Annotated in this window: 24 protein-coding genes; 11 read left to right on the top strand and 13 right to left on the bottom strand. The window is 71.5% G+C overall.

Annotation, left to right across the window (positions count from 1 at the left end; genetic code table 11):
* The first annotated feature begins 48 nt into the window (after nucleotides 1-48).
* Nucleotides 49-531 carry a hypothetical protein gene (locus QQ657_RS25580; protein ID WP_284744777.1) on the top strand — a complete coding sequence of 161 codons (483 nt, stop codon included), beginning with the start codon at nucleotides 49-51 and terminating at the stop codon, nucleotides 529-531.
* Here the strand turns inward: QQ657_RS25580 and QQ657_RS25575 are convergent.
* Together QQ657_RS25575 and QQ657_RS25570 are read right to left on the bottom strand one after the other, a co-directional pair.
* Nucleotides 495-1,868, bottom strand: coding sequence for a purine-cytosine permease family protein (locus QQ657_RS25575; protein WP_284744776.1), 1,374 nt, complete (start codon nucleotides 1,866-1,868; stop codon nucleotides 495-497). The genes QQ657_RS25580 and QQ657_RS25575 overlap by 37 nt on opposite strands.
* A gap of 230 nt (nucleotides 1,869-2,098) precedes the next feature.
* Nucleotides 2,099-3,049: a chitinase gene (locus QQ657_RS25570; protein ID WP_284744775.1), complete on the bottom strand. Its 951-nt coding sequence runs from the start codon at nucleotides 3,047-3,049 to the stop codon at nucleotides 2,099-2,101.
* 237 nt (nucleotides 3,050-3,286) lie between these two features.
* Here QQ657_RS25570 and QQ657_RS25565 point away from each other — a divergent pair, with 237 nt between their 5' ends.
* Nucleotides 3,287-4,570 (top strand): GGDEF domain-containing protein, encoded by a 1,284-nt coding sequence (locus QQ657_RS25565; RefSeq protein WP_284744774.1) that lies wholly within the window; start codon nucleotides 3,287-3,289, stop codon nucleotides 4,568-4,570.
* A gap of 98 nt (nucleotides 4,571-4,668) precedes the next feature.
* On the top strand, nucleotides 4,669-5,139 hold the full coding sequence (locus tag QQ657_RS25560; RefSeq protein WP_284744773.1) for a hypothetical protein: 471 nt from the start codon (nucleotides 4,669-4,671) through the stop codon (nucleotides 5,137-5,139).
* Here the strand turns inward: QQ657_RS25560 and QQ657_RS25555 are convergent.
* Nucleotides 5,133-6,098, bottom strand: a complete 966-nt coding sequence (locus QQ657_RS25555; RefSeq protein ID WP_284744772.1) for an isopenicillin N synthase family dioxygenase — start codon at nucleotides 6,096-6,098, stop codon at nucleotides 5,133-5,135. The two genes, QQ657_RS25560 and QQ657_RS25555, sit on opposite strands and share 7 nt — an antisense overlap.
* A gap of 39 nt (nucleotides 6,099-6,137) precedes the next feature.
* Nucleotides 6,138-6,596, bottom strand: a complete 459-nt coding sequence (locus QQ657_RS25550; protein WP_284744771.1) for a nucleoside deaminase — start codon at nucleotides 6,594-6,596, stop codon at nucleotides 6,138-6,140.
* Nucleotides 6,597-6,707: 111 nt separating this feature from the next.
* Between QQ657_RS25550 and QQ657_RS25545 the strand changes: the two genes are divergently transcribed.
* Nucleotides 6,708-7,664, top strand: coding sequence for a helix-turn-helix transcriptional regulator (locus tag QQ657_RS25545; RefSeq protein ID WP_284744770.1), 957 nt, complete (start codon nucleotides 6,708-6,710; stop codon nucleotides 7,662-7,664).
* Nucleotides 7,665-7,880: 216 nt separating this feature from the next.
* On the opposite strand, the gene QQ657_RS25540 is transcribed toward QQ657_RS25545, so the two are convergent.
* Nucleotides 7,881-8,969: a winged helix DNA-binding domain-containing protein gene (locus QQ657_RS25540; protein ID WP_284744769.1), complete on the bottom strand. Its 1,089-nt coding sequence runs from the start codon at nucleotides 8,967-8,969 to the stop codon at nucleotides 7,881-7,883.
* Nucleotides 8,966-9,517, bottom strand: a complete 552-nt coding sequence (locus QQ657_RS25535; RefSeq protein WP_284744768.1) for a DinB family protein — start codon at nucleotides 9,515-9,517, stop codon at nucleotides 8,966-8,968. Before QQ657_RS25535 ends, QQ657_RS25540 begins: the two co-directional genes overlap by 4 nt.
* 61 nt (nucleotides 9,518-9,578) lie before the next feature.
* Between QQ657_RS25535 and QQ657_RS25530 the strand changes: the two genes are divergently transcribed.
* A complete protein-coding gene (locus tag QQ657_RS25530; RefSeq protein ID WP_284744767.1) occupies nucleotides 9,579-10,499 on the top strand; it encodes a helix-turn-helix transcriptional regulator in 921 nt (306 codons plus the stop codon).
* Here the strand turns inward: QQ657_RS25530 and QQ657_RS25525 are convergent, their stop codons facing one another.
* Nucleotides 10,500-11,291: a pentapeptide repeat-containing protein gene (locus QQ657_RS25525; RefSeq protein ID WP_284744766.1), complete on the bottom strand. Its 792-nt coding sequence runs from the start codon at nucleotides 11,289-11,291 to the stop codon at nucleotides 10,500-10,502.
* A gap of 51 nt (nucleotides 11,292-11,342) precedes the next feature.
* On the bottom strand, nucleotides 11,343-11,975 hold the full coding sequence (locus QQ657_RS25520) for a TetR/AcrR family transcriptional regulator (protein ID WP_284744765.1): 633 nt from the start codon (nucleotides 11,973-11,975) through the stop codon (nucleotides 11,343-11,345).
* Nucleotides 11,976-12,301: 326 nt separating this feature from the next.
* On the opposite strand from QQ657_RS25520, the gene QQ657_RS25515 reads away from it, so the two are divergent.
* The 6 genes from QQ657_RS25515 to QQ657_RS25490 all read left to right on the top strand — a co-directional run bounded on the left by QQ657_RS25515 (nucleotide 12,302) and on the right by QQ657_RS25490 (nucleotide 19,488).
* A complete protein-coding gene (locus QQ657_RS25515) occupies nucleotides 12,302-13,384 on the top strand; it encodes a substrate-binding domain-containing protein (protein WP_284744764.1) in 1,083 nt (360 codons plus the stop codon).
* A 77-nt stretch (nucleotides 13,385-13,461) separates the two neighbouring features.
* Nucleotides 13,462-14,742: an ABC transporter substrate-binding protein gene (locus QQ657_RS25510; protein ID WP_284744763.1), complete on the top strand. Its 1,281-nt coding sequence runs from the start codon at nucleotides 13,462-13,464 to the stop codon at nucleotides 14,740-14,742.
* A 216-nt stretch (nucleotides 14,743-14,958) separates the two neighbouring features.
* On the top strand, nucleotides 14,959-15,906 hold the full coding sequence (locus tag QQ657_RS25505; protein ID WP_284744762.1) for a carbohydrate ABC transporter permease: 948 nt from the start codon (nucleotides 14,959-14,961) through the stop codon (nucleotides 15,904-15,906).
* Entirely contained in the window at nucleotides 15,903-16,736 is an 834-nt protein-coding gene (locus tag QQ657_RS25500) for a carbohydrate ABC transporter permease (RefSeq protein ID WP_284744761.1), read from the top strand. Before QQ657_RS25505 ends, QQ657_RS25500 begins: the two co-directional genes overlap by 4 nt.
* Nucleotides 16,733-17,707, top strand: coding sequence for a hydroxyacid dehydrogenase (locus QQ657_RS25495; protein ID WP_284744760.1), 975 nt, complete (start codon nucleotides 16,733-16,735; stop codon nucleotides 17,705-17,707). Before QQ657_RS25500 ends, QQ657_RS25495 begins: the two co-directional genes overlap by 4 nt.
* The gene (locus tag QQ657_RS25490; RefSeq protein WP_284744759.1) at nucleotides 17,704-19,488 is read left to right on the top strand and encodes a DUF2264 domain-containing protein; all 1,785 of its coding nucleotides are present in this window, start codon (nucleotides 17,704-17,706) and stop codon (nucleotides 19,486-19,488) included. The genes QQ657_RS25495 and QQ657_RS25490 overlap by 4 nt, the downstream gene beginning before the upstream one ends.
* 5 nt (nucleotides 19,489-19,493) lie before the next feature.
* On the opposite strand, the gene QQ657_RS25485 is transcribed toward QQ657_RS25490, so the two are convergent.
* The 5 genes from QQ657_RS25485 to QQ657_RS25465 form a co-directional block, all read right to left on the bottom strand.
* A complete protein-coding gene (locus QQ657_RS25485; protein WP_284744758.1) occupies nucleotides 19,494-20,495 on the bottom strand; it encodes a LacI family DNA-binding transcriptional regulator in 1,002 nt (333 codons plus the stop codon).
* 55 nt (nucleotides 20,496-20,550) lie between these two features.
* Entirely contained in the window at nucleotides 20,551-21,873 is a 1,323-nt protein-coding gene (locus QQ657_RS25480) for a GH1 family beta-glucosidase (protein ID WP_284744757.1), read from the bottom strand.
* Nucleotides 21,870-22,691 (bottom strand): carbohydrate ABC transporter permease, encoded by an 822-nt coding sequence (locus QQ657_RS25475; protein WP_284744756.1) that lies wholly within the window; start codon nucleotides 22,689-22,691, stop codon nucleotides 21,870-21,872. Before QQ657_RS25475 ends, QQ657_RS25480 begins: the two co-directional genes overlap by 4 nt.
* Nucleotides 22,691-23,647, bottom strand: coding sequence for a carbohydrate ABC transporter permease (locus QQ657_RS25470; RefSeq protein ID WP_284744755.1), 957 nt, complete (start codon nucleotides 23,645-23,647; stop codon nucleotides 22,691-22,693). The genes QQ657_RS25475 and QQ657_RS25470 overlap by 1 nt, the downstream gene beginning before the upstream one ends.
* A 63-nt stretch (nucleotides 23,648-23,710) precedes the next feature.
* Complete coding sequence (locus tag QQ657_RS25465) at nucleotides 23,711-25,000, bottom strand: ABC transporter substrate-binding protein (protein WP_284744754.1); 1,290 nt, start codon at nucleotides 24,998-25,000, stop codon at nucleotides 23,711-23,713.
* Nucleotides 25,001-25,228: the final 228 nt, after the last annotated feature.

The raw sequence follows: 25,228 nt of genomic DNA, 5'->3' as shown, positions 1-25,228 counted from the left end.
GCGGCTTTCTACGATCCACCCGGATCAGCGATGGGGTGGAGGTCGTGCATGACGCGCAGGGCGCGCAGGCGGCGGGACCGGGTCACGGTCGACGAACTGCTGCAGGCGGCCGGGGTGCGGCCGCGCAAACCCGGTTCGCGCTCGGCCGAGGTGGCCGCCCGGCGTGACCCCGACGACCCCGAGCCGCGCGGCGCGGCCGGCCGGATCGCGCTGGCGTCGGCGGTGATCGTGGTGCTCGGCGGGCTCGTGCTGGCCCTGGCGACGCGCAGCGATCCCGTCCCCGGGTCGACGCAGTTCCCGCAGCTGCAGCCGGCCACCGGCGTCCCGACGTCGACCGTGATCGCCGTGCCGACGCGGACGACGACCCCGTCGCCGGTGGTCATGCACGCGCGCGAGACGCCGACCCCCACGCCGACGGTGACGATCGAGCTCCCGCCGTCGCCGACCACGACGGTCACCCTCCCGACGTTCACCCCGGACTACCGGTGCTACCCCTACGGCTGCCGCCGCGACGGCACGCCGGTGCGCTGACGCCGCAGCAGCAGGTAGGTCCCGGCGGCGAGCACGAACCCGGCCGCGAACGTCAGGTCACCGGTGCCGGGGACGGCTTTCGGGATCGGCGCGGTGTAGAGCGCCTGGTTCGCGAACAGCCCGACGGAGACCACCAGCCCGACGAGGAACGCGGTGAACCCGGCGCCGTTGCGGTGACGCCGGTCGGCGAGCAGTTCGCCGAACTCCGTGCCGCGGCGCAGGTGGTGGTCGGCCAGCAGCACACCGAGCCACGGGCCGATCCAGTAGGCGATGACGAGCAGGAAGTTCTCGTACGCGTGCCCGGCGTCGGCCAGCCCCAGCCAGGCCAGCACGAACCCGACCGCGCCGAACGCGAGCGCGACGACGGCGCGGCGCCACGCCAGCGGCAGCCGGATCCCGAGCGCGAGGAAGGCGAGTGCGCCGGAGTAGACGTTGAGGACGTTCGCGGCGACGGCGCCGAGCGTGATCGCCAGCAGGGTCGCGGCGGCGAGGAAACCCGGCAGGTGCCCGGTGAAGGCTGTCGTGGGGTTGTCGTCGGCCGGGCCGGCGATCGTCGTCGAGGCGGCGCCGACGAGCATCAGGATCGTGGTGGAGACGAACAGGCCGCCGCCGGCGTAGAGGCCGATCGCGCGTCGTGACGCGGTCTTCGGCAGGTAGCGCGTGTAGTCGGCGGCGTACGGGTTCCAGCCCGCCGTGTAGCCGAACGCGGTGCCGACGGCCAGGAGGAACCCGCCCACGCTGCCGGAGTTGGTGGTGGCGCCCGACTTCCCGAAGATGACGACGCTCGCGACGGCGAACACGATGGCGAGGACGGCGAAGACGTACTTCTCGTAGGCCTGGACGAGGTTGTGCCCGAAGAACGCGATGGCGATCTGCAGCGCGACGACGAGCACGAGGCAGGCGACGGTGGGCAGCCCGGTGAGGCTGGCCAGCGCGAAGGCCCCGCTGACGCTGTTGACGGCGAACCAGCCGACGCCGGCCATCAGCGACATGAGCGCGGCGGGCACCAGGTTCCCGCGGTAGCCGAACGCGGCCCGCCCGAGCACCATCTGCGGCACGCCGTAGCGCGGGCCCCGCGCGGAAAGAATGCCGTGCGCGACGGCCCCGAGCCCGTTGCCGACGACGGCGGCGAGCGCGGCCTGGGTGAAGGAGAGCCCGAACGCGGTGACGGCGAGGACGCCGACGAAGACCGTGGCGAACTCGAGGTTGGGGGAGGCCCAGGTCCAGGCCAATTGCCGGGGTGTCCCGTGCCGGTCGGCGTCGGCGACGGGTTCGACCCCGCCGGGCTCGACCGCGACGACCTTGTCGCCGTATCCGGGTTCTTCGGGGCTCGTCATGCGAAGACGGTAAGTGACGAAGATTGCGGCGGTGTGACGGAATCCGGGTCCCGGTCACCGGCACTCGAACGTCTTGAATGAGTCATTCAGGTCTTCGGAGGTCCTGAATGACTCATTCAAGACCTCCCGGTGTCCGGAACGGCTTCCGCTGACCGGGAACCCGCGAAGACCCCCTCACCGGCCCCGATGCCGGTGAGAGGGCCTTCGACAGCCCCACTACGGGCCTGGTGTCAGCCGGCGTACCCGGCGACGATCTTCGTGAACGCGTACTTGTCCTGCGTGATGCCGCTGCACTCGCCGCCGCCGCTGCAGTCGCGGTTGGTGGCCCAGAACGTGAAGCGGGCCAGGTGGTGGCTCGTGGCGTAGCCGCGGATGGAGTTGAAGTTCGCCACCGTGACGGTCTCGCCCGCGTTGTCGGTCTTGCCGTTCATCGAGGAGAGGCCGCTGTGCCGGTAGGCGGTGTCGTCGTTCCAGCCGAACGTGGTCTTGAGCTGGTTCTTCAGCCCGTCGACCGCGGACTTCGTCATGGCGGCCATGTCCCCGCCGCTGGAGAAGTCGAACGGCATGACCGACCAGACGTCGACCGGGGCGCCGATCGCCTTGGCCTGGTTGATCAGGCGCTTGCCCCACGAGTCGGGGCCGGTCGTCGTGGTGCCGATGGTGATGACGACCTTGAGGTTCGGGTTCTTCTGCTTGGTCAGCTTGACCGCGTTGAGGATGCGGTCCTGCACCGTGTTGTTCTGGAACTCGTCGGTGTTCTCGATGTCGAGGTCGATCGCCTTGAGGCCGTAGGCGTCGATGACCTTCTGGTACGCGCCGGCCAGCGCCGACGCCGACGTGCACTTCGAGCCGAGCTTCGTGCCGGACCAGCCGCCGAAGGAGGGGATCACGTCCCCGCCCGCGTTGCGGATGTTCTGGATCATCGTCTTGTCCGAGCCGGTCAGCGAGCGGCTGCCGTCCCACTTCGGGTTGCAGGTGCCGTCGGACAGGACGAACGCGAGGGTAAACGCTTTCACGCCCGTCGCGGACATCGCCGCGGTCGGGCTGGTCTGGCCGCCCCACTGGTACAGGTACGGGGAAGCGAGCACCGGGTCCACCGCGGCCATGGCCTGCGGGGCGAGGCCGACCGCCGTCGCCATCGCGGCTCCGGCCGCGACCGCGAGGGTCACCAGACGGCGCATGGATTTCATGGGGTCCTCCAAACGAGCAGGTTGGAGCACCTCCGGTTTGAGGCGGCGGGATCATCCCGGGAGGAGCGCTGTGTGCCACCACACAGTGGACTAGACCAATGTTGTATGTCAACCCTCCGAGGGTCGGGAATATGACTTACCGTGCGCGCACGGTTCCCGAGCGTCGGCGACGTGAGATTCCCCTGAAGGCGGAGTGACAGCGCCCCGCATTCCGGCTACTTTGCCGAAATGGTGGGGGATTCGGTCGCCGCCGGCGGAGGACGCCGCCCGGGCCGGTTCCTGCCCGCCGTCGTCCTGCGGCGCTGGGCGCTGCGGCGGTGGGCACTGTGGCGGCTGCCGCGCCGCGGTCAGGTCCTCTACCTCGTCGCGATCGACGTCCTCGCCGTCGCCGCGACCGTGCTCGCGGCCCTCCGGTTCCCGCCGCTCGCGACCATGCTGGCGCCGTTCGCGCTGCTCCTGGGCGGGATGCTGGTGTCGGCCGAGCTCGCCCGCGGGGTCGAGCGCCACCGCGAGGAGACCCTCCTCGGCCCCGGCGTCGACACCCCGTGGATCTTCGCCGGGGTGCTGGTGCTCCGGCCGGGCCTCGCCGTCGCGCTGGTCGTGCTCTCCGCGCTGCACCAGTGGTTCCGGGTCCGCAGAAGACCCGTGTACCGGCAGGTGTTCGGCGCCGCCGCGACGGCGCTGGCCGGCCTTGTCGCCGGCGCGTTCCTCACCGCGACCCACGTCCGGCCGCTCGGCGAGGTCCTTGACGCCCGCACCGTCGTCCTGCTGACCGTCGCCGGCGTGGTGTTCCTGGCGGTGAACGCCGCGCTCGTGACCGCCGCGGACGGTCCCCGCAGTCCCCGTGAAGCTCTTCCGGGCCATGCCTTCGACGCCGCGATGACGGCGTCCGCCCTGCCGCTCGCCTGGGCCGCCGGAGCCGCCCCGCTGCTGGTCCCGCTGCTGGCCGGCGCCACCGTCGTGCTGCACCGCGGCGGGCTGGGCCGCGGCCGCCGCGACCACGTCACCCTCGACCCCGGCACCGGCGTGCTGACCGCGGCGTCCTGGCGCGGCGCCGCCGAAGCCGAGCTGGACCGGCTCGGCCGCCACGGCCCCGGCCAGGCCGTGCTGCTGCTCGACCTCGACCACTTCCGCCAGCTCAACGACCGCTACGGCGCCCGCATCGGCGACGCCGTCCTGCGCGCGGTGGCCGACACCCTGCGTGACGAGGTCCGGGCCGCGGATCTCGTGGGCCGTTCCGGCGGCGAGGAGTTCGCGGTGCTGCTGCCCGGCACCGGCCGTTTCGACGCGATGGCGATCGCCGAGCGGATCCGGCTGAAGGTGGCGTCGACGCTGGTGGCGCTGAAGGCCTCGGGCGACGGGCCGCAGTTCGTCGGCGTGACGGTGTCGATCGGGGTGGCGGGCTGCGCGGACGGCCTGCTCGCGGACACACTACTCGCGGCGGAGGCAGCGGTGCTGCGCGCGAAGGCTGCGGGCCGCAACCGCACGATCTGCGCCGAACCCGGGTCGTGATCTTTCCGTTAGGTCGGCCGTACAACCGGCAATACCGATGGGCGTCTTGAGAGGCAGGGAAGGCGGCGAGGGGCCGTCGGGGGAATTCAGGGGGAACAATGTATTCACTTCGTCGTGTCGCGGGCGTCGTCACCATTGTGGGGGCGGCCGCGATTCTGTCGGCGTGCACCGGTCAGCAGGTTTCTCCGCCGGCGGCCGGACCGACCACGGCGCCGACCACGACACCGGCGGCGACGACGGCCGCCGTGCCCGCGCAGGCCACCACGTCCGCGCAGGTGGCGAAGCCGACGCCGGCCAAGGCGAACCCTTGCGCCACGGCGACCAAGGCCACGCTGGAAGCCGCGCTCAAGGCGGACAAGGAGTTGTCCGGTGCGCTGATCGTGGACAGCAAGGGCCTGCAGCGCATCAAATGCGTCGCGCCGTGGGCTTTCGCGCACTTCTCCAATGAGATCGACGGTGGCAGCGTTTTGTTCACCCAGCGGAACGGGACTTGGATTCCGGTGGGCGGGGGCACGGGAGAATTGTGCGAAAAGGTCCCGGCCGCGATCGCCAAGCAGATCTGCTACTGAGTGACCGTGATCGCGTCCAGCTTCTCCCGCAGGTAGTCCGCCGCGATCACTTCCGGGTAGGTCCGCTTGCCCAGCGGCGGCGCCAGCGACGTGATCCGCGCGTCGTGGTCGGTCTCGTAGAAGAAGATCAGGGACACGAGGTCCTCGTCGGGGGCCGAGGCGGCCGGTGGCAGGACGCGGTGCCGCGTCGAACGCCACCGGTCGCCGGTCCAGCGGGCCATCAGGTCGCCGATGTTGATCGTGAACGCGTCCGGGTGGAACGGCGCGTCCGCCCACTCGCCGTCGTCGGTGTAGACCTGCAGCCCGCCGACGCCGGCCTGGCGGTCGAGCACCGTCACCGTGCCGAAGTCGGTGTGCGGGCCGATCCGGAACTGCTCCGGCTCGGGCGCGCCGACGTGGGCCATCGGCGGGTACCAGTTGATGTTGAACGTGTACGTCGGGTGCGCGGTGTGGCGCGTGAAGTGGCTCTCGGCCAGGCCGAGGGCCGCGGCGCAGATCTCCAGCAGGTGGTCCGACAGCGCCCGCATCCGGCGCATGTACTCCGTGGCCGTCTCGGCGAGTCCCGGCACTTCGTCCGGCCAGAGGTTGGGCTGGAACCAGAACCCGTCGATTTCGGCGTCGCCGACGCCGAAGTCCGCGCCCGCCGAGTACGACTCCTTGAGGTCCGGCGGGGTCTCGGTGCCCTCGGCGTAGCCGTTGGCCTCGACGCCCGGCGGCAGCCAGCCGCGGCCGCCGACGGTCACGGCGTAGCGCTGCTTGACGTCCTCGGGCAGCGCGAAGAACTCCCGCGCCAGCTCACGCGTCCGGCGGCGCAGGTCGTCCGGGACGCCGTGCCCGGTGACGAGCAGGAACCCGGACTCGCGCAGCGCGCTGTCGATCTGCGCGGCCACCTCGGCGCGGCCCTCGGACGTGCCCGCGAACCACGGCGAGAGGTCCACGAGCGGAACGGTTGACGGCATACCGGCTCCTCAGCAAAACACTGTCTGTCCAGCACTGTCCTATTCGGACTTTTCGACTCCGATGTCCTCGAACCACAGGTCGGGGCGCGCGGCGATGAACTCCGTCATCAGCGCGGTGCACGCGGGGTCGTCGAGCAGGGTGATCTCCACGCCGAGCCCGGCGAGCCAGTCGTGCCCGCCGTGGAACGTTTCGGCCTCGCCGATGATGACGCGCCCGATCCCGAACTGACGGACGAGCCCGGAGCAGTACCAGCACGGCGAAAGCGTCGTGACCATGATCGTGTCGCGGTAGTGCGGGCGGCGCCCGGCGTTGCGGAACGCCGAGGTCTCGGCGTGCATCGAGGGGTCGTCGTCCTGCACGCGGCGGTTGTGCCCGCGGCCCAGCAGCGTGCCCGTGGTGTCGAACAGCGCGGCCCCGATCGGGACGCCGCCCTCGGCCTTGCCCAGCTCGGCTTCTTCACGGGCGACGGCGAGCAGGGCGCCAGGGTCGATCGGCATGCGTCACTCTTTCCGCCCGACGCGGTCCGTGGCAAGTGTTTGACCATCCGACTGCACCATCCGGCGGATCGCGGACGGAAGCTGTCCGCGATGTCTGCCACACTGCGTCTCATGTACGGGACATCGGAACGCCTGCTCAGGCTGCTCTCCCTGCTGCAGGCGCGGCGCGACTGGCCGGGCGCCGACCTGGCGTCGCGGCTCGAGGTCGACGTCCGCACGATCCGCCGCGACGTCGAGCGGCTGCGGTCCCTCGGCTACCCGGTGCACGCGACCCCGGGCGTCGCCGGCGGCTACCGGCTCGGCGCGGGCGCGGCGCTCCCACCGCTGCTGCTGGACGACGACGAGGCGGTCGCGGTGGCGGTCGGCCTGCGCACGGCGGCGAGCGGCACGGTCAGCGGCATCGAGGAGACATCGGTGCGCGCGCTGGCGAAGCTGGAGCAGGTGCTCCCGGCCCGGCTGCGGCCCCGGGTGGGCGCGCTGAGCGCGGCGACGATGTCGCTCCCGGGCGCCGGCCCGACGGTCGACGCGGAGGTGCTGACGGTGATCGCGGCGGCCTGCCGCGACCACGAGCGCCTCCGGTTTCCCTACGGCGACCGGTCCGGCGCGGAGACGGAACGGTCGGTCGAGCCGCTGCGCCTGGTCCACACGGGGCGGCGCTGGTACCTGGTGGCGTTCGACCTGGACCGCACGGGCTGGCGCACGTTCCGCGTGGATCGCATCACGGGCGTCCCGGCCCCGAGCTTCCGGTTCACGCCGCGCGAACCCCCGGCGGAGGACCTGGCGGCGTACGTGTCGCAGCAGATTTCATCGGCGCCGTACCCGCACCAGCTGGTGCTGCGGGTGGCGGCGCCGGCATCGGAGCTGTCCCACCGGGTACCGCCGACGAGCGGCGCGGTGGAGCCGATCGACGAGCACAGCTGCCGGGTGCGCACCGGGGCGAACACCTTGGACACGGTGCCGTACTACCTGGCCCAGTGGGGGTACGACTTCGTGGTGGAGGAGGCGCCGCCGGGGTTGGTGGAACTGCTGCGGGAGGTCGCTGAGCGCTTCGCCCGCGCGGTGGGCTGAGGCTCCCGCCGCGCGGGCGCCGGCGCTGGCTACTGGCCTGGGCCGCCGCGCGGGCGCCGGCGCTGGCTACTGGCCTGGGCCGCCGCGCTGCGCTGGGGCAGCGCCGGGCTGGCAGGCTGCGCGGGGCTGGCGGGCCGGGTTGGCGAACTCAGCCCGGCGGGTCGATTCACCCGCCGGCCAGGGGCGCTCGGTCGCCGCGCGGGCATCGGCGCGTGGCTAGCCCGCCACCACCCGCGCCCGGTCGCTCTCGCCGTCGGTCAAGAAGGCCGCCAGCTGCGCCCCTTCCTCCGTCACCGCCGAGCGTTCGGGCCTGGTCAACCGCCGCACCGGCCGCACCACCACCTCGTCGGCCGCCACCGTCCAAGTCGCGGAAACCCGGCCGTCCACCAGCACCACCCGCTCGCCCGCGACCGACAACCCGCGGTGAGCGTCGTCGATGATGCGGGTCCGGTCGTCGTACCCCAGGATCGCGTTGTCGAACGCCGGCAGGAACCGCACCGGCGCCGGCGTGTCCGGGTCGGGCCGGGGCGCGTCCGGCAGGTCGAGCAGCTCACGACCGCGCTCGTCGCGGAAGGCCACCAGTTCCTCGCGTACCGCCTTCACCGCCGCCGGCAGCCCCGCCAGGCCGCACCACGCGCGCAGGTCGGCCGAGGACGCAGGGCCGAACGCCGCCAGATACCGCTTCATCAGGTCCTGCCCGACCCCATCGGCCGGATCGGGCGGGTCGATCTCCCGGCCCAGCCACGACGCGAGCGGCACGTTCCGCACCCCGCCCTTGGCCCGCCACAGCCCCCGCGGCGGCAGCTGCACCACGGGGATCAGCGCGGCGACGAGCATCTCGCCGAGCGGCCGCGGGCCGCACGAAGGCCACCGGTCGGCGACCGCCCGGGCCAGCTCGCCCATCGACCGGGGCTCGCCGTCGGCCAGGACCGCCCGGCCCGCCGCCGCGAGCTCGTCGAGGTCGACCCCCTCGAGCTCGCGGCGGTAGGTGCCGAGGACGCGCTGGCGCAGCATGGCGTCGAAGCGGGCCCGCCACGCCAGGACGTCCTCGGCGGTGAGCAGGTGGACGGTCCGGCGCATCAGGTGCGTCCGCACCACGCGCCGCCCGGCGAGCAGGTCCGACAACGCCGCCGGGTCGAAGTCGCGCAGCCGCGACCACAGCCCGGTGAACGGCTCCTGCGGTTCCTGCGCCTGCAGGCCGCCGAGGTGCGCGACGGCGTCGTGCGCCGGCAGCGCGGCGCGGTCGAGCAGCAGCTGCCGGGCGAGCGTCGCGCGGTTGAGCGACCGGGCGTCCAGCGCCGTCACGTCGACTTCTGGCCGTCGAGCGTCTCGCGGAGGAGGTCGGCGTGCCCGGCGTGCTGGGCGGTTTCACTGATGACGTGCAGCATGGCCCGCCGCGCGCTCCACGTCGTCCCCGGCCGGTTCCACGGCGCGTCCGGCAGCGGGTGCGTCGCGGAGAGGTCGATCTTCGCGATGATTTCCTCGCTGCGCTTCGCGACGTCTTCGTAGCGCGCGAGCACGCCCGCCAGCGTCTCGCCGGGCTGCATGGCGAACTCGTTCTGGTGGTCGATCGCCCATTGCGGGTACTCGCGGGCGGTCCCGGCCGCCATGTCCGCCCAGGTCACGCCGTCGGGCAGGTCGTAGCGCATGGCCGACGGACCGTCGACGGCGAAGCGTTGCCAGTTCTCTTCCATGGACGCGACGTGCTTGACGAGCCCGCCGAGGCACAGCGCGCTGACGGTCGGCCGCGCGCCGGCCTGCTCGTCGGTGAGGCCGTTCGTGGTGGTGACGAGGGCGGCTCGGGCGGTCGCCAGCTCGGCGATGAGGTCGTCGCGTTCGGTTGCTTGGGTCATAGGACCACCTTGTCAGGGGTAGCGGACAGGGTGTGTCCGCTACTTCGGGCATGATCGGGTGATGCCGAAAACTTCCGCGCGACTGCTCGCTCTGCTTTCGCTCCTGCAGGCGCGTCGCGACTGGCCGGGGGCGCTGCTGGCCGAGCGCCTGGAGGTGAGCGCGCGCACGGTCCGCCGCGATGTCGACCGCCTGCGGGAGCTCGGCTACCCGATCGCGACGGCCAAGGGCCCGGACGGCGGCTACCGCCTCGGCGCGGGCGCGGACCTGCCGCCGCTGCTGTTCGACGACGAGCAGGCGGTCGCCCTGGCGGTGGCGCTGCGGACGGTCACCGGCGGCGGCATCGAGGAGGCGGCGGCGCGGGCCCTGACGACGGTCCGGCAGGTGATGCCGTCCCGGCTGCGCCACCGCGTCGACGCGCTGCACGTCACGGCGGTTTCCCCGGCGGGGCCGCCGGTGGATCCCTCGGTGCTGGCAACGCTGAGCGCGGCGGTCCACGCGCGTGAGGTGCTGCGGTTCGGCTACGCGTCGTCGGACGTGCCGCGCCGGGCGGAGCCACACCACCTGGTGACGCGCGGCGGGCGCTGGTACCTGGTGGCGTGGGACCTCGACCGCGCGGACTGGCGCACGTTCCGCGTCGACCGGATGACGCCGCGCGTCCCGAACGGCCCCCGGTTCACACCCCGGGAGCTGCCGGGCGGAGACGTGGCGGCGTTCGTGGCGGACCGGTTTTCGGGCAAGGACGAGTGCCGCGGCGAGGTGATCCTGGACCTGCCGGCGAGTGTCGTGTCGACGTATGCCGGTGACGGCGTGGTGGAGGAGCTGGGGCCGGACCGCTGCCGGCTCGTGCTGGGGGCGTGGTCGTGGGTGGGCCTGGCGGCGTCGATCGGCCGGTTCGACGCGGATGTCGAGGTCGTCGGACCGGCGGAGCTGAGGGACGCTTTCGCGCAGCTGGCCCGCCGTTACGCCGCGGCAGCCGGGTGATCAGGAATCGGGGGTGAAACCCGCGGGCCACCAGGTGGTCTCGTCGGAGACGGCGCCTTCGAAGTCCGCCTCGTCGAGGTCGGTCTCCTTGAGATCCACGCCGCGAAGGTCGGCACCGCGGAGGTTGGCCTGGGCGAGGTTCGTTCCCCGCAGCCGGACCCGCCAGAGATGGGCGTTCTCGAGGTTCGCCAGCCGCAGGTCCGCGCTGCTCAGATCGGCCGTCGGCCAAGGCCGGTCACCGTCGTCGGTCGGACCCCACCGGCCCAGGACCGACAGTGCGGCCTGGACGTCCATGGCGCGGACGCGCAGTGGCGGCGTGCGTTCGATCGGCTGGTCCGCCGGGTGATCGGACCCGTCAGGGGGCGGCCAAGGTGACCGCACCCGCACGTACGCGGCGAGAACGTGGACGATCGCTTCCCGGTCGCGCGCCGATTCCGAGGCGACCCGGTCGAGTGCGTAGACGCCGCCCAACCGAGCGGAAACCGTCTCGCTCCCAAGGAGTTCGACCGCCTGCCCGAACCGTTCGGTGATCTGGCCCTGCCGGTCGAGTTCCCGCCGCTCGCGGCTGTCCTGGACGTTGTGCGCCAGCTGGCGCCACGTGCCGTACGCGCCCGCCAGCAGCACCGCCCCGGCGATTCCCTGCAGTAGCGATACGCGAGCGTCGTTGACGGCCTTCACGTAGTCCGATGGCGACAGGGCCGCGAGTTGCCCGGTGCTGAGTTCACCGCGAACGATCAGCACGGGGAAGATCGTGGTGCACGCGACCAAGAGGGCGACGCCCAGGGCCGTCACGAGGATGATCCGGCACCGGCGTCCTGATGCGGGTGTCTTCAAAGCGACCGCTTAGTCTGTGACCGGCGTCTCAGGCTGAGAAGCGCCGAGCATCCGCAGCACGAGCCCGCCGTACTCCTTGCCGAGCGCGGTCGGCGTCTGGCGGGCGCGCTCGGTGTACCAGCGGGCGACGTCGACGCCCAGGGAGAGCACCGCGCGGGCCGAGGTGTGGGCGTCGGACACCGTGAACACCCCGGCTTCGACGCCGTCCGCGATGACCTCGCGGACGATCCGCTCGATCCGGCGTCGCAGCTCGGCGACGACCTCGAACTCCTGCTCGGGCAGGGCCTGCAGCTCGTACTGCACGACCCGGGCGACGGTGTGGCGCCGCGCGTGCCAGGCGACGAAGTCCTCGACGATGAGCCGGATCCGTTCGACCGGATCGGACTCCTTCGCGACGACGTTCTCGACGAGGGCCAGCGTCTGCTCGTGGCCGTACCGGCTGATGGCGAAGAGCAGCGCGGCCTTGGACGGAAAATGCACGTAGAGAGCGGCGGGACTCATTCCGGCGGCACCGGCGATGTCCCGCGTGGTGGTGGCGTGATAGCCCCGCTTGGCAAAGGCTTCCACCCCGGCCAGCATCAGCCGCCGTGCGGTCTCGGGCTGCACATCCGGCCACAGTTCGGCCGACAGCGACATCGTCATCCGGTGATCCTCCCAGACCGGACGGCCTGGGGTGGCCGGCTCCGCTCGCCCCTATTGTAAGCGGGCGCTTTGTGGGTGTTCTGGGGGACAGATCCCCAAAAATGGGGATGTCAGGCCGAGCACGCTAGTGCTTCGACGGTCGTGCTCGACATCTGGGTCGGCCCCGGTGAGCCCACGTTGCGGCGGTCGGTGGCCGGTTCGTCGAACGTGACGGTGCGGACCACGGAGACGCGATAGGGGTCGTCGGTTCCTGTCGCGGTCTCGGTGCACGCACCTCGGCTGATCGATATGCTCGACCGGAACGGTCAAACGAGCAAGGTGGGGCGATGCGGGAGTCGGGTGCGGATCGGCGGCAGCGGGTGCTGGCCGTGGTCGAAGCGCGGGGCGAGGTCCGGGTCACCGAGCTCGCCGGCGAGCTGGAGGTCTCGGTGATCACCGCGCGGCGGGACGTCGAGGACCTGGCCCGGGCCGGGCGGCTCCGGCGGGGGCACGGGGTCGCGCGGTCGCTGGTTCCCCTGCGGACGGCGTCGCCGGCGCGGGAGCCGGGCGGGGGAGTCGTCGCGCTCGTGGTGCCCGAGCGGCACGCCTACCTCAACGAGGTCGTGCACGGTGCCCGCGCCGCGTTCGAGGAGGCCGGGACGCGGATCGTGCTGCACCCAGCGCCGCAGGTCGCCGGGGCGGAACAGCCGATCGTCGAGCGGGTGCTGGCCGACGAGGACGTCCGGGGGCTGCTGATCGCGCCGCGGTGGCGGACGGTCGCGGCCGAGGAAGCCGACGACCGCTGGCTGGCCGGGGTCGGCGTGCCCGTGGTGCTGGTGGAACGGCGGCCCCGGCCGGGCAGTGCGCTGCACGCGCGCGATTCGGTGTGCACGGACCACTGGTACGGCGTCCATCTCGCGGTGCAGCACCTGGTCGCGCTCGGGCACCGCCGGCTGGTGCTCGCCGCGCGCGACGACAGCCCGACGGCCCGGGCTCTGCGTGCCGCTTTCGCCGACGCCTGTGCCGCGCGCCCGGAGGTGGACGACCACGCCGTCGTGCTCAGCGCGCCGGGGGCGGGTGCCGATCCGGCCGCCGGTGCGGAGGGGCCTTCGCTGCCCGAGGTCGTGCGTTCGCGCGCGGCGACCGGGCTGCTCCTGCACGGCGACGTCGACGCGTTGATGCTGGTGCAGCAGCTGGCCGAGGCCGGGCTTTCGGTGCCGCGGGACTGCTCGGTCGTGGCCTACGACGACGTCGTCGCGGCGCTCGGCAACCCGCCGCTGACGGCGGTGGCTCCGGCGAAGGCCGAGGTGGGACGGCTCGCCGCCCGGCTGGTGATCGAGCGGCTCGGCGCCGATACCGGGCCGCCGCGCCGGGTGACGGTGCTGCCGGAGTTGAAGGTCCGGGGGTCGACCACACGCCTGAGCGTTTGACCGTGTTGGCGCTGGATATTGACCGAAATTCGTTCAGCTGATCAGACTGTGGGCATCCCCGATCGCAGGAGGCGACGATGCCCGCAAGCCGCCGGTCCGTGCTGGCCGCGAGCTTGGCCCTGCCCCTGGCGGCCGCGTGCGCACCCGCCGCGCGGAGTGGCCCCGCCCGCGTCACGTTCTGGTCGGCGCTGCGCGGGAGCCAGCAGGTGGTCGACGCGTTCAACCGCACGCAGAGCCGCATCCGCGTGGACTACCAGCAGATCCCTTCGGGTGACCAGGGCGGGTACGCGAAGCTGAGCAACGCGGCCCGCGCCGGCAACGCGCCCGACGTCGCGACGATCGAATACCCCCAGGTGCCCGGTTTCGCGATCGACGGTGTCGCCCGGGATCTCACCGATCTGGTCACCGACCGGCTGCGGGCGAAGCTGCTGCCGCAGGCTTGGCGGCTCGCGACGTTCGCCGGGCGGGTGTTCACCGTGCCGCTCGACGTCGAGCCGATGGTGCTGCACTACCGCCGGGATCTGCTCGCGGAAGTCCCGCGCACGTGGGACGAATTCGCCGGGGCCGCCCGCAAGGTCCGGGACGCTCGCCGCCGTCTCGCGCTGTTCCCGACGGACGGCGGCATGCAGTTCGCCGCGTTCGCGTGGCAGGCCGGGGCGCGCTGGTTCGACACCGCGCAAGGCGCGTGGAACGTCTCGCTCGCCGACAGCGCGACCCGCCGCGTCGCGGGGTTCTGGCAGGGCTTGCTCGACGACGACCTGGTGTTCGCCAACGCTTCGCTGAGCCGGCAGAACGACGCGCAGATCGGGCAGGGCCTGGTCTTCGCCCGGCTGAGCGGGGCTTGGGACGCGGGCGCGCAGATGAAGGCGCGGCCCGGGCAGAAGGGCCGGTGGGGGATCGCGCCGCTGCCGCAGTGGGACCCCGCGCGGCCGGCGGTCGGCACGCACGGCGGTTCGACCTTCGCGATCACGAAGGACAGCGCCGAGCCGGAAGCGGCGATGGAGTTCATCGAGTGGCAGGTGACGCACCCGGACGCGCTGCGGGCCCGCCTGTCCAGCGGCACGAGCAGTCAGTACCCGGCGGCGCCGGCGCTGGTCGAGATCGGGCGGCGCGCGTTCGACCGGGCGTACTACGGCGGCCAGGACATCTACCGCCTGTTCGATGAGCAAGCCCACGTCATCCGCGACGGCTGGACATGGGGCCCCCGGATGACGGCGACCCAGCGAGTGCTGCAGGACGGCTTCGCGAGGGCGGGTGCGGGGCAGGGGACGTTGCTGGACGCGGTCCACGACGCCCAGAAGGCCACGATGCCGGACCTGAACGCCCTCGGCCTGGCGACGACCGAGCACACCGGCTGAGGGGGGATCGCTGATGACAAAGCTGTTCCGCCGCCCGGCGCCGGGCAATCCGCGCCTGGCCGCCCGGCTCCTTCGGTCGCCCGAGCGCGGGAGCCCGTCCCTTGCCGCGGCTTTGCCGTGCTCGGGCGCCCTGCCCCATCGCTTGCACGAGCGCGGAAGCCCACCTCTTGCCGCGCCATCGTCCGCCCGAGTGCCGATCCTGAGAGGAGGTCACCGATGACCGCCACCCTGACCCGTCCCGTGAACCCGCCGGCCAAGACCGTTGCTCCGCGCTCCCGCAACCGCCACCGCGGTGCCTGCGCCGTTCTCATGGCGCCCTTCTTCGTCCTCCTCGTCGCCGTCTTCCTGGTCCCCGTCGGTACCGCCGTCTGGCTGAGCTTCTTCGGCGCCGACGAACCCGGGCTCGGCTTCGGTCCGGAACACACCGTCTTCGTCGGCCTTCGCAGCTATCTCGCCGTCCTCACCGATCCCACCTTCCTCAGTGGACTCGGCGTCATCGCCCTCTACTGCCTCCTCTACCTTCCACTCCTCGTCGTCGCCTCCCTCGGGCTGGCCCTGCTGCTCGACTCCGCCGCCGCGCGGCTCAAGTCCGTCGCCAGGCTCGGGCTCTTCCTGCCGCACGCCGTGCCCGGGATCATCGCCGCGATCATCTGGCTCTACCTCTACACCCCCGGCCTCAGCCCGGTCGTCGAAGTGCTCGGCGAAGCCGGGATCACCGTCGACTTCCTGGGGATCCACACCGTCATCCCGGCGATCGTCAACATCGCCCTGTGGAGCAACCTCGGCTACAACGTCGTCATCTTCTACGCCGCTCTGCAGGCCGTGCCGCGGGAAGTGCTCGAGGCCGCCGTCGTCGACGGGGCCGGGCCCGTCCGGACCGCGCTGCGGATCAAGACGCCGCTGATCCGCTCGTCCGTCGTGATGGTCCTGCTCTTCACGCTCATCTGGTCGCTGCAGCTGTTCACCGAGCCGATGCTGCTGTCGCAGTCGACGCCGATGATCACCGCGCGGTTCTCGCCCAGCATGTACATCTACGACGCCGCCTTCACCCGCAACAACTACGGCCTCGCCGCCGCCGCGTCCGTGATCCTCCTCGCCTGCACGATCGCGCTGTCCTACGGCGTGACGCGCTGGACCAACCGCACCCGGGAGGCGAACCGGTGAAGCTGCTCAGCCGCACCGCCGTCAACGCCGTCGTCGGGATCTCCGTGCTGTACACGGTCCTGCCCGTTCTCTGGCTCGTGCTCGCCGCGGCCAAGAACGGCGACGCGCTCTTCGGCAGTGATCTCCTGTCCTGGCGCGGATTTTCCCCGCTGGACAACCTCAAAGACCTCTTCGCGATGGACAAGGGGATCTACAGCCGCTGGTACGCCAACAGCCTCCTCTACGCCGTCGCCGGCGGGGCGGTCAGCTCGTTGATCAGCATCGCCTGCGGGTACGCCTTCGACAAGTACCACTTCCGGCACAAGGAAAAGCTCTTCGGGCTGGTGCTCGCGGCGGTGATGGTGCCGCAGACCGTGCTGGCCCTGCCGCTGTACCTGATGGCCTCGGGCACCGGGCTCGTCGACACCCCCTGGGCGGTGTTCGTTCCGGTGCTGTTCAACCCCTTCGGCGTCTACCTCGGCCGGGTGTTCAGCCAGGGGTACGTGCCCGACGAGGTTCTGGAGGCCGCGCGCATCGACGGCGCCGGCGAGCTCAAGACGTACGTCCGCGTCGCCTTCAGGATGCTCGGGCCCGGCGTGGTCACCGTGTTCCTGTTCCAGCTCACCGCGATCTGGAACAACTTCTTCCTGCCGATGGTGATGCTCTCGGACCAGAAGCTGTACCCGGTCAGCCTCGGCCTCTACAGCTGGAACAGCTCGGCCACGGTGTCCCCCGAGTACTACCCGGTCGTCATCATGGGGTCGCTGCTGGCGATCCTCCCGCTCCTGCTCGCTTTCGTCCTGCTGCAACGGTTCTGGCGATCCGGGCTCACCGCGGGAGCCGTCAAGTGATCCGCGTCGCCCTCGCGATGGCGCCGCGCGCCGCCGCCGCGGTCCTCGACGAAAAGGCACTGCACGCGCTCCGGGAAGTCTGCGACCTCGCCGAAGGGGTGATCGACGACTTCGCCGGCGACCCGCTCCGCGATGTCGAGCTGCTGGTCACCGGCTGGGGGTGCCCGCCGCTGGACGCCGCCGCGCTCGCCGCCGCACCGAAGCTGCGCGCGATCGTGCACACCGCCGGGTCGGTCCGCGCGCACGTCACCGAGGCGTGCTGGGACCGCGGCATCGAGGTGACGTCGGCGGCCGCGGCCAACGCGGTGCCGGTCGCCGAGTACGCCCTCGCCATGATCCTGCTGTCGGGTAAACGCGTGCTCGAACGGGCCCGCGGCTACCGCGTGGACCGCACCCGCGACGACTGGCTCGCCGTGCCGCGGGACGTCGGCAACTACCGGCGGACGGTCGGCATCCTCTCCGCGTCGATGATCGGCCGGCGGGTGATCGAGCTGCTGCGGCCCCACGACCTGCGGATACTGGTGCATGATCCGTATGTGACCGAGGTGGAGGGTGCCGAGCGGGTGGGCCTGGCCGAGCTGTTCGAACGCAGTGACGTCGTCAGTGTCCACACGCCGCTGCTGCCCGAAACCCGCGGGCTCGTGAGCCGGGAGCTGATCGGGTCGATGCGCGCGGACGCCGTGCTGATCAACACCGCCCGCGGCGCCGTGCTCGACCAGGACGCCCTGGCCGAGGCCACCGCGGCCGGGCGGATCCGCGCGGTCCTCGACGTCACCGAGCCCGAGGTCCTGCCGGCCGGGCATCCGCTGTGGACGGACGAGAACGTCCTGATCACCCCGCACCTGGCGGGGTCGCAGGGCAATGAATGGGGGCGGCTGGCGGAGCTGGCCGTCGCCGAGGTCACCCGCTGGGCCGCCGGGGACGGGTTCGCCCACCCGGTGCTCCGCGACCGGATGGGGCTGATCGCGTGAAGCTGCCCCCGGACGACCGCGAGCTGAGCCCGTGCACGGGTTACACCCGGGAGCACTGGGTCGCCGCCGCGGACGGGCTCCTCGACGCCGCGTGGCGCTGGGCGAGCCCGGGCAAAGCGCGGCTCGACCTGCCCGGACCCGCCTCGGCCAACGGCGTGCGCTCGGACGGCCTCGAAGGCTTCGCCCGCACCTTCCTCGCCGCCGGCTTCCGCGTGGCCGGGGGCGGCGACCCCCGCAACTGGCTGGAGCGCTACGCCGAAGGCCTCGACGCGGGCACCCGCACCCCCGGCCGCGACGACGCCGAGTCGTGGCCGGTGATCCTCGGCCACGACGTCGCCGGGCAGCCCATGGTCGAGTCCGCGTCCGTCGCACTCGGGCTCCGCCTGACCCGCCCCTGGCTCTGGGATCGCCTGGATTCGAACACCCAGGACCGTGTCGAAGCTTGGTTGCGTGGCGCTTTGAGGCACGTCCCGGCGCCGAACAACTGGTACCTGTTCCCGTTCACCGTCGCCGGTTTCCTCGACGACGTCGGCCGCGGTGACGCCGAAACCGCGCGGGCCCGCGACCGCGCACTGGAACTCCTGGAAGGCTGGTACCGCGGCGACGGCTGGTACGCCGACGGCGACGGCCGCGCGTTCGACTACTACAACGGCTGGGCCCTGCACCTCTACCCGGTCCTGGACGCCCACCTGGCCGGGAAGCCGACGCACCACGGCGACCGGCTGCGCGAGCACCTGCAGAGCCTGCGCCTGTGGTTCGGCACCGATGGTGCACCCGTCCACTTCGGACGGTCGCTGACCTACCGGTTCGCGGCCGTGTCGGCGATCGGGCTCGGCGCGGTCACCGGTGACACCCCGCTGCGGCCGGGCCTGTCCCGGCGGCTGCTCAGCGGCTCGCTCAAGTACTTCCTCGACCGCGGCGCGCTCGACGACAACGGCATCCTGAGCCTCGGCTGGCACGGCCCGCACGCACCGACCACGCAGTTCTACTCGGGACCGGGGTCGCCGTACTGGGCGTCGAAGGCGTTCGCCTGCCTGCTCGCGCCGGAAGATCATCCACTGTGGACGTCCACAGAGGAGCCGGACGACGCGGACACCATCCGCGCGGAACCCGCACCGGGCTTCCTGCTGCAGAAGGTGGACGGCGTCGTCCGGCTGCACAACCACGGAAGCGACCACCTGCGTCCGCACGAAGCCGAGGCGGCGGATGGTGACGACCCGCATTACGGCCGCTTCGCCTACTCGACGCACACCGGTCCGACGGCGAGGGACAACGCCGCGGACAACCACTTCGCCGTCGTCATCGGGGGCGTGCGCAGCGTCCGCCGCCGGATCACCCCGCTCGGCGCGGGCCAGGGTGACGGCTGGGGCTGGGCCGCCTCCTGGCACCGGCCGATCTTCAAGACCGCGGCGGTACCCGGCTTGCGCGTCGAAAGCGTCACCGTGGTGCGCGGGCGCGACGAGGTGCGCGTCCACCGCGTGCTCGGCGCCCCGCCGGGAGCGGCCGCGGAGCAGACCGGCTGGGCCGCGGACTCGGTGCTGGAACCCCTCACCGGCTGGACCGGGCAGGACGAGGTCCGCGCGCCGCACGGCACCGCGTACGCACCGTGGGTGGCCTTGGCCCGGCTCACCGGCCCCGCCGAGGGCACGGCGGTCTTCGTCGCCCACGCGGTGCTCGGCGCCGGGGGAGCGGAGGTCACCGCCGACGGCACGGAGATCCGCTGGCCGGACGGCTTCACCGTCCGGATCGGCTTCGACCCCCTCGAGGTGACGGCCGGATGAGCGCCTCAGGCGGACTCGCGGACCACCAGGTCGGTCGGCAGGATCAGCGACGTCGGCTGCTCGCCGTCGATCAGCCGCACCAGCATGCGGGTCATTTCGCGGCCGAGCGCCTCGATCGGCTGGCGGACCGTCGTCAACGCCGGATGGGTGTGCTGCGCGGTGACGATGTCGTTGAACCCGACGACCGCGACATCCCCGGGCACCGAGAGCCCCCGCGAGCGCAGGGTCTTCAGCGCGCCGGCCGCCATCGCGTCCGACGCGACGAACACCGAGTCCAGGTCCGGGTGCTCGTCGAGCAGCCGCGCCATCCCTTCGACGCCGCTGGCCTCGCTGAAGTCGCCGTGGGTGACGCGGTGGTCGGGCAGCGCGGCGAGCGCCAGTGCTTCCCGGTACCCGAGGTACCGGTTGACGCCGGCGTGCTGGTCGGTCTGGCCGGTGATCGTCGCGATCCGTTGCCGGCCCAGGGAAATCAGGTACTCGACGGCCTGCCGCGCGCCGCCGCGGTTGTCGGCGTCGACGTAGTACTGGGGCGTGCGGTCCAGCGAACGCCCACCGTGCACGACCGGCACCTGGCCCTCGTCGGCGATCTTCGACAGCGGGTCGTTCTCCCTCAGCGCCAGCAGCATGACGCCGTCCGCGGCGCGCGACTGCAGGATCCGCGTCAGCCGCGAACGGCCGCGTTCGGACGCCGCGAGCACCAGCATCAGCTGCAGGTCGGTCTCCTCGATGACGGCGTTGACCCCGGCGATCACCTCGGCGAAGAACTGGTTGGCGAACAGCGCCGGGTCGTCGCTGGAGATGGCGAGCACGACCGCGCCGCGGCGGGCGGTGGCCAGCGAGCGCGCGGCGGTGTTCGGCACGTACCCGAGCTCTTCGATCGCGCGTTGCACCGCTTCGCGTGACTTCTTGCTGACGTGCGGGGCGTTGTTGATCACCCGCGACACGGTGCCGGTGGACACCCCGGCCAGGCGTGCCACTTCCTCGAGCGTCGACGGCCGGTTGCTCATCGTGCTCGCCTCCCCCGGATCGATCGGACGGTCAGCTTAACAAGGCTGTAAGCGCTCACAGGCCCTGCCGGGCGATGACGCCGGCGTACCAGCGGGCGCTGTCCTTGAGGGTGCGCTCCTGGGTCGCGTAGTCGACGTGCACCAGGCCGAACCGCTGCGCGTACCCGTAGGACCACTCGAAGTTGTCGAGCAGCGACCAGGCGAAGTAGCCCTTGAGCGGCACGCCCTGCGCGATCGCGGCCGCGCAGGCACGCAGGTGGCCCTTCAGGTAGGCGATCCGCGCGTTGTCGTGCACCGGTTCGTCGAAGGCCGCGCCGTTTTCCGTGATGTAGAGCGGAAGGGCCGGGTACTCCCGCTTCAGCCGGGCCAGCAGCAGCGCCAGGCCGTTGTCGTCGATCTCCCAGCCGATCGACGTCCGGGGGCGGCCGCCGTCGACCTGCGTGACCCGATCGGAGCCGACGTACGCCGACGGCCGGGGCGCGCCACCGCCGGCGACGAGCATCGGGGAGTAGTAGTTGATCCCCAGGAAGTCCAGCGGTGCGGCGATCGTCTTGAGGTCACCGGGCCGGACGTGGTCGAACGCCGTGACGCCGGCCAGGTCGGCTCGGACGTCCCCGGGGTATTCGCCGAGCAGCACCGGGTCGAGGAACAGCCGGTTCTGCATGCCGTCGATCCGCCGGGCGGCGTCGAGGTCGGGCTCGGCGCGGGACGCGGACGAGACGTGCGTCAGGTTGAGCGTGATCCCGACGGTGCTGTCCGGCATGGCCGCCGCGGCCAGGCCGTGGCCCAGCAGCAGGTGGTGCGCGGCGCGGACGGCGGCCGCGGGTTCCCGTCGGCCGGGCGCGTGCCGCCCGGTGGCGTAGCCGAGGAACGCCGAGCACCACGGCTCGTTCACCGTCGTCCAGTGCGTGACGCGGTCGGCCAGCGCGTCGTGGACGACGGCCGCGTAGTCGGCGAACCGCTGGGCGGTGTCGCGCTCCGGCCAGCCCCCGGCGTCCTCCAGGGGCTGGGGGAGGTCCCAGTGGTAGAGCGTCGGCCACGGCTGGATGCCGTGCTCGAGCAGGGTGTCGACAAGTCGCCGGTAGAAGTCCAGGCCGCGCTGTTCGACCGCGCCGGAACCGGCGGGCTGGATCCGCGGCCAGGCGAGGGAGAACCGGTAGGCGCCGAGCCCGAGGTCCTTCATCAGCGCGACGTCGTCGCGGTAGCGGTGGTAGTGGTCGGCGGCGGTTTCGCCGGTGTCACCGTTGTCGACCTTGCCCGGGGTGGCGGCGAAGGTGTCCCAGATGGACGGTCCTCGCCCGTCCTCGGCCACCGCGCCCTCGATCTGAAAGCTCGAGGTGGCGGCGCCGAAGAGAAAACCGGGTGCGAACGTGGTCACGCCTTGACCGCTCCTTCCATGATGCCGCCGATGATCTGCTTGCCGAAGGCCAGGAAGACCAGCAGCAGCGGGACGCAGGCGACGAGCGCGCCCGCGAACATCAGCGTGTAGTCGGTGTAGTAGCTCGTGGACAGCTGGTTCAGGGAGAACTGCACGGTCGGGTTGTCGTTCTCCAGCACCGCGATCGGCCAGAGGAACTCGTTCCAGGTGCTCATGAATGTGAACAGCGCGAGCACTGACGCGCCCGGCCGCAGGGCGGGCAGCACGACCGTGAGGTAGATCCGGAACGTCGAGCAGCCGTCGATGCGCGCGGCCTCGATCAGCTCGTCCGGCACTGAGCGCTCGGCGTACTGCCGCATCATGAACACGCCGAACGCGGAGACGAGGAACGGCACGATGACGGCCTGCAGCCGGTTCTGCCAGCCCAGCTGGACCATGATCATGTACAGCGGGATGATGCCCATCTGCACCGGGATCATCATCGTGCCGAGGATGACCACCAGCAGGCTGTTGCGGCCGCGGAAGCGCAGCTTGGCGAAGGCGAACCCGGCCAGGGTGCTGAAGAAGACGACGGAGACGGTGACGGCCACCGACGCGATCGCCGAGTTCGCCATGCCCAGCAGGAAGTTCGCGTCTTCGGCGGTGAACAGCCGGCCGATGTTTTCGAAGAGGTTGCCGCCGGGCAGCAGCGGTGGCGGCCAGTCGCCGACGATGTCGTTGGTCCGGGTGGCGACCACGAACAGCCAGTACAGCGGGAACGCCGAGAGCGCGATCCCGGCCAGCAGCGTGACGTAGGCCAGGGGTGAGGTCTTCCGCATCACTTCGAGGACCTCCGGGTGATGAGGAAGTTGATGATCGCGAGGATGGTGATGAGCAGGAAGATCATCCACGCGATGGCCGAGCCGTAGCCGAGGTCGGCGTCGCGGAAGGCCTTCTCGAACATGTACATCGACACGGTCTGGAACTGGCGCAGCGAGCCGCCGGAGATGGCGTAGGTGCCCTGCCCGAAGATCAGCGGCTCGGTGAACAGCTGCATGCCGGCGATGGTCGACATGATGACGGTGAACACGATCGCCGGGCGGATCATCGGCACCGTGATGCTGCGGAACTGCCGGATCTTCGACGCACCGTCCACTGTGGCGGCTTCGTAGAGCTCGCGTGGGATCGACTGCATCGCGGCCAGGTAGATCAGCGAGTTGTAACCGGTCCAGCGCCAGTCGACCATGGTCGAGATAGCGACCCAGGACGACCACTTGTCGGCGCGCCAGTCGATGGGGGAGACGCCGACCAGGTGCAGCAGGCCGTTGGCCATGCCCGCGTCGCGGTCGAAGATCTGGCTGAACACGATACCGACCGCGGCCACCGACGTGACGATCGGCAGCAGCACGCCCATCCGCAGCAGCAGCCGGGCCCGCAGCTGCTGGTTCAGCAGCGCGGCCACGACCAGCGCGAGCAGCAGCTGCGGGACGGTGGCCAGCACCAGCATGCCGACGGTGTTGACGACCGCGTTCCAGAAGTCCGGGTCGCCGAAGAGGGTGGCGTAGTTGTCGAGGCCGATGAACCCGCCGTCCCCGCCGAGGTCCCAGTCGTGCAGCGAGACCCACGCCGTGTACAGCAGGGGGAACAGGCCGAAGACCATGAAAATGACGAAGAACGGGGCGATGTACAGGTACGGCGAGGCCTTGAGGTCCCATCGGGACAGCAGGCTGCCGCGTTCCCGGGGGCGTGGCGGCGGGGGTTTCACGGCGGCGCGGGGCCGTTGCTGGGTGACCAACTGGATGTCCTTAATGGAGGCCGGGCGGGACGCGCGGGCTGAGCGCGCGCCCCGCCCGGCGGCCTACTTGACCAGGCGCTTGGCTTCGTCGATGGCTTTCGACCACGCCTCGGCGGGCTGGAGCTTGCCCTGTTCGACGGCGAGCAGCGCGTTGGTGAACCGGTCGCCGATGGCGACGTTCGCCGGGCCGAGGTACACCGGCTTCACGGCCTTCGCGCTGGCACCGAAGATCTTCCCGACCGGCGCGTTGCCGAAGTAGGCGTTGGTCAGCCCCTGGACGACCGGGTCGTCGATGGCCTGCGGAGAAGACGGGAAGTTCCCCTTCGCCTGGAAGGCGCCGATCTGGCCCTTCGCGCTGGTCAGGAACTTCACCAGCTCGACGGCCTGGTCCTGGTGCTTGCTCTGCTTCGGGACGCCGAGGAACGAGCCGCCGCGCACCGCGCCATTGCCCGGCACCTTGGCGACGTCCCACTTGTCGGCGTTCTCCGGGCCGGCCTGCTTCTGGATGGTCGCGAGCATCCACGACGGGCACGCGATGGTGGCGAACGTGCCCTTCTTGAACCCGGCGTTCCACTGCGGGCTGTATTGGTCGAGGTTGGCCGACAGTCCGCCCTGGATCATCCCGACGGTCTGGTCGTAGGCGCTGCGCACGGCGGGGTTGCTGTCCGCGACGAAGTTGTTGGCCTTGTCGTAGTAGGTGTGATCACCCTGCTGCATCAGGATGTTCTGGTACATGCCGCTGGAGGAGTCGTAGAACTTGGCGCCGGTGTTCGCGGTGAGAAAGCGCCTTCCCGTGGCCAGGTAGGCGTCCCAGGTCGGCCACAGGGCACCGACCTGGTCGCGGTCGGTGGGCAGGCCGGCCTTCTGGAACAGGTCCTTGCGGTAGCACATGCCCTGGGCGCCGATGTCGGTGCCCAGCCCGATCAGCGTCTTCCCGTCCGAGGTCAGCGCCTGGTTCCACTTCCAGTCCAGGTAGTCCGGCTTGAGGGAGTCCGCGCCCTTGTCGAGGAGGTTGACGAACTTGTCCGGCTTCGCGACGTACTGGCTGATGATGCCCTCTTCGAGCGCCACGACGTCGCCGGCCCCGGAGCCCGCGGTCATCCACTGCTGCAGCTTGGGCGTGTAGTCGCCCAGCTTCCCGATGTTCTCTTCCTTGATCGTCACGCCGGGGTGGCTCGCCTCGTACTGCTTGTACAGGGCGTCGTAGCCGAACTGGCTGAACGTCTTCACCACGAGGGTGACGGGGCCGGACGCGCTCTGCTGATCGTCGCTCGTCCCGCCGCAGGCCGCGGCGGCGGCGAGGGTGGCGGCCATGGCGGTGGCCAGCAGCGTTCGCCTGAGTCTGGCAGGCATGAAATCCTCCACTTGCGAGGCCGATTCCGGAACCGCTAACAGCCCGAACGGCCTACATCACGACTTTGTGAAAACACCTTCACCTGCTGCGACGCTGCGGCTGTGCCGGTGGGACGCTGGCTGGCTTGCGCCAGAATTGGAAGCGCTTACAGGACTGTAACCCGGAGTCGGCGCGGTTGTGAAGAGGCAGCTGTCAAGACCCCGAGACGGTTGACACACCGGCCGTCC

Source organism: Amycolatopsis ponsaeliensis (genome assembly GCF_030182635.1).
In the GTDB taxonomy this organism is placed as follows: domain Bacteria; phylum Actinomycetota; class Actinomycetes; order Mycobacteriales; family Pseudonocardiaceae; genus Amycolatopsis; species Amycolatopsis ponsaeliensis.
Note: the sequence above shows the minus strand (reverse complement) of the source record. Positions and strands in the feature narration are given on the sequence as shown.

Coding starts and splice junctions, on each gene's coding strand:
- QQ657_RS25535 (WP_284744768.1), bottom strand. CDS start 9,517: ATGACCCAAGCAACCGAACGCGACGACCTCATCGCCGAGCTGGCGACC.
- QQ657_RS25580 (WP_284744777.1), top strand. CDS start 49: ATGACGCGCAGGGCGCGCAGGCGGCGGGACCGGGTCACGGTCGACGAA.
- QQ657_RS25570 (WP_284744775.1), bottom strand. CDS start 3,049: ATGCGCCGTCTGGTGACCCTCGCGGTCGCGGCCGGAGCCGCGATGGCG.
- QQ657_RS25475 (WP_284744756.1), bottom strand. CDS start 22,691: ATGCGGAAGACCTCACCCCTGGCCTACGTCACGCTGCTGGCCGGGATC.
- QQ657_RS25510 (WP_284744763.1), top strand. CDS start 13,462: ATGCCCGCAAGCCGCCGGTCCGTGCTGGCCGCGAGCTTGGCCCTGCCC.
- QQ657_RS25560 (WP_284744773.1), top strand. CDS start 4,669: ATGTATTCACTTCGTCGTGTCGCGGGCGTCGTCACCATTGTGGGGGCG.
- QQ657_RS25555 (WP_284744772.1), bottom strand. CDS start 6,098: ATGCCGTCAACCGTTCCGCTCGTGGACCTCTCGCCGTGGTTCGCGGGC.
- QQ657_RS25550 (WP_284744771.1), bottom strand. CDS start 6,596: ATGCCGATCGACCCTGGCGCCCTGCTCGCCGTCGCCCGTGAAGAAGCC.
- QQ657_RS25575 (WP_284744776.1), bottom strand. CDS start 1,868: ATGACGAGCCCCGAAGAACCCGGATACGGCGACAAGGTCGTCGCGGTC.
- QQ657_RS25520 (WP_284744765.1), bottom strand. CDS start 11,975: ATGACGATGTCGCTGTCGGCCGAACTGTGGCCGGATGTGCAGCCCGAG.
- QQ657_RS25485 (WP_284744758.1), bottom strand. CDS start 20,495: ATGAGCAACCGGCCGTCGACGCTCGAGGAAGTGGCACGCCTGGCCGGG.
- QQ657_RS25530 (WP_284744767.1), top strand. CDS start 9,579: ATGCCGAAAACTTCCGCGCGACTGCTCGCTCTGCTTTCGCTCCTGCAG.
- QQ657_RS25565 (WP_284744774.1), top strand. CDS start 3,287: ATGGTGGGGGATTCGGTCGCCGCCGGCGGAGGACGCCGCCCGGGCCGG.
- QQ657_RS25545 (WP_284744770.1), top strand. CDS start 6,708: ATGTACGGGACATCGGAACGCCTGCTCAGGCTGCTCTCCCTGCTGCAG.
- QQ657_RS25465 (WP_284744754.1), bottom strand. CDS start 25,000: ATGCCTGCCAGACTCAGGCGAACGCTGCTGGCCACCGCCATGGCCGCC.
- QQ657_RS25515 (WP_284744764.1), top strand. CDS start 12,302: ATGCGGGAGTCGGGTGCGGATCGGCGGCAGCGGGTGCTGGCCGTGGTC.
- QQ657_RS25505 (WP_284744762.1), top strand. CDS start 14,959: ATGACCGCCACCCTGACCCGTCCCGTGAACCCGCCGGCCAAGACCGTT.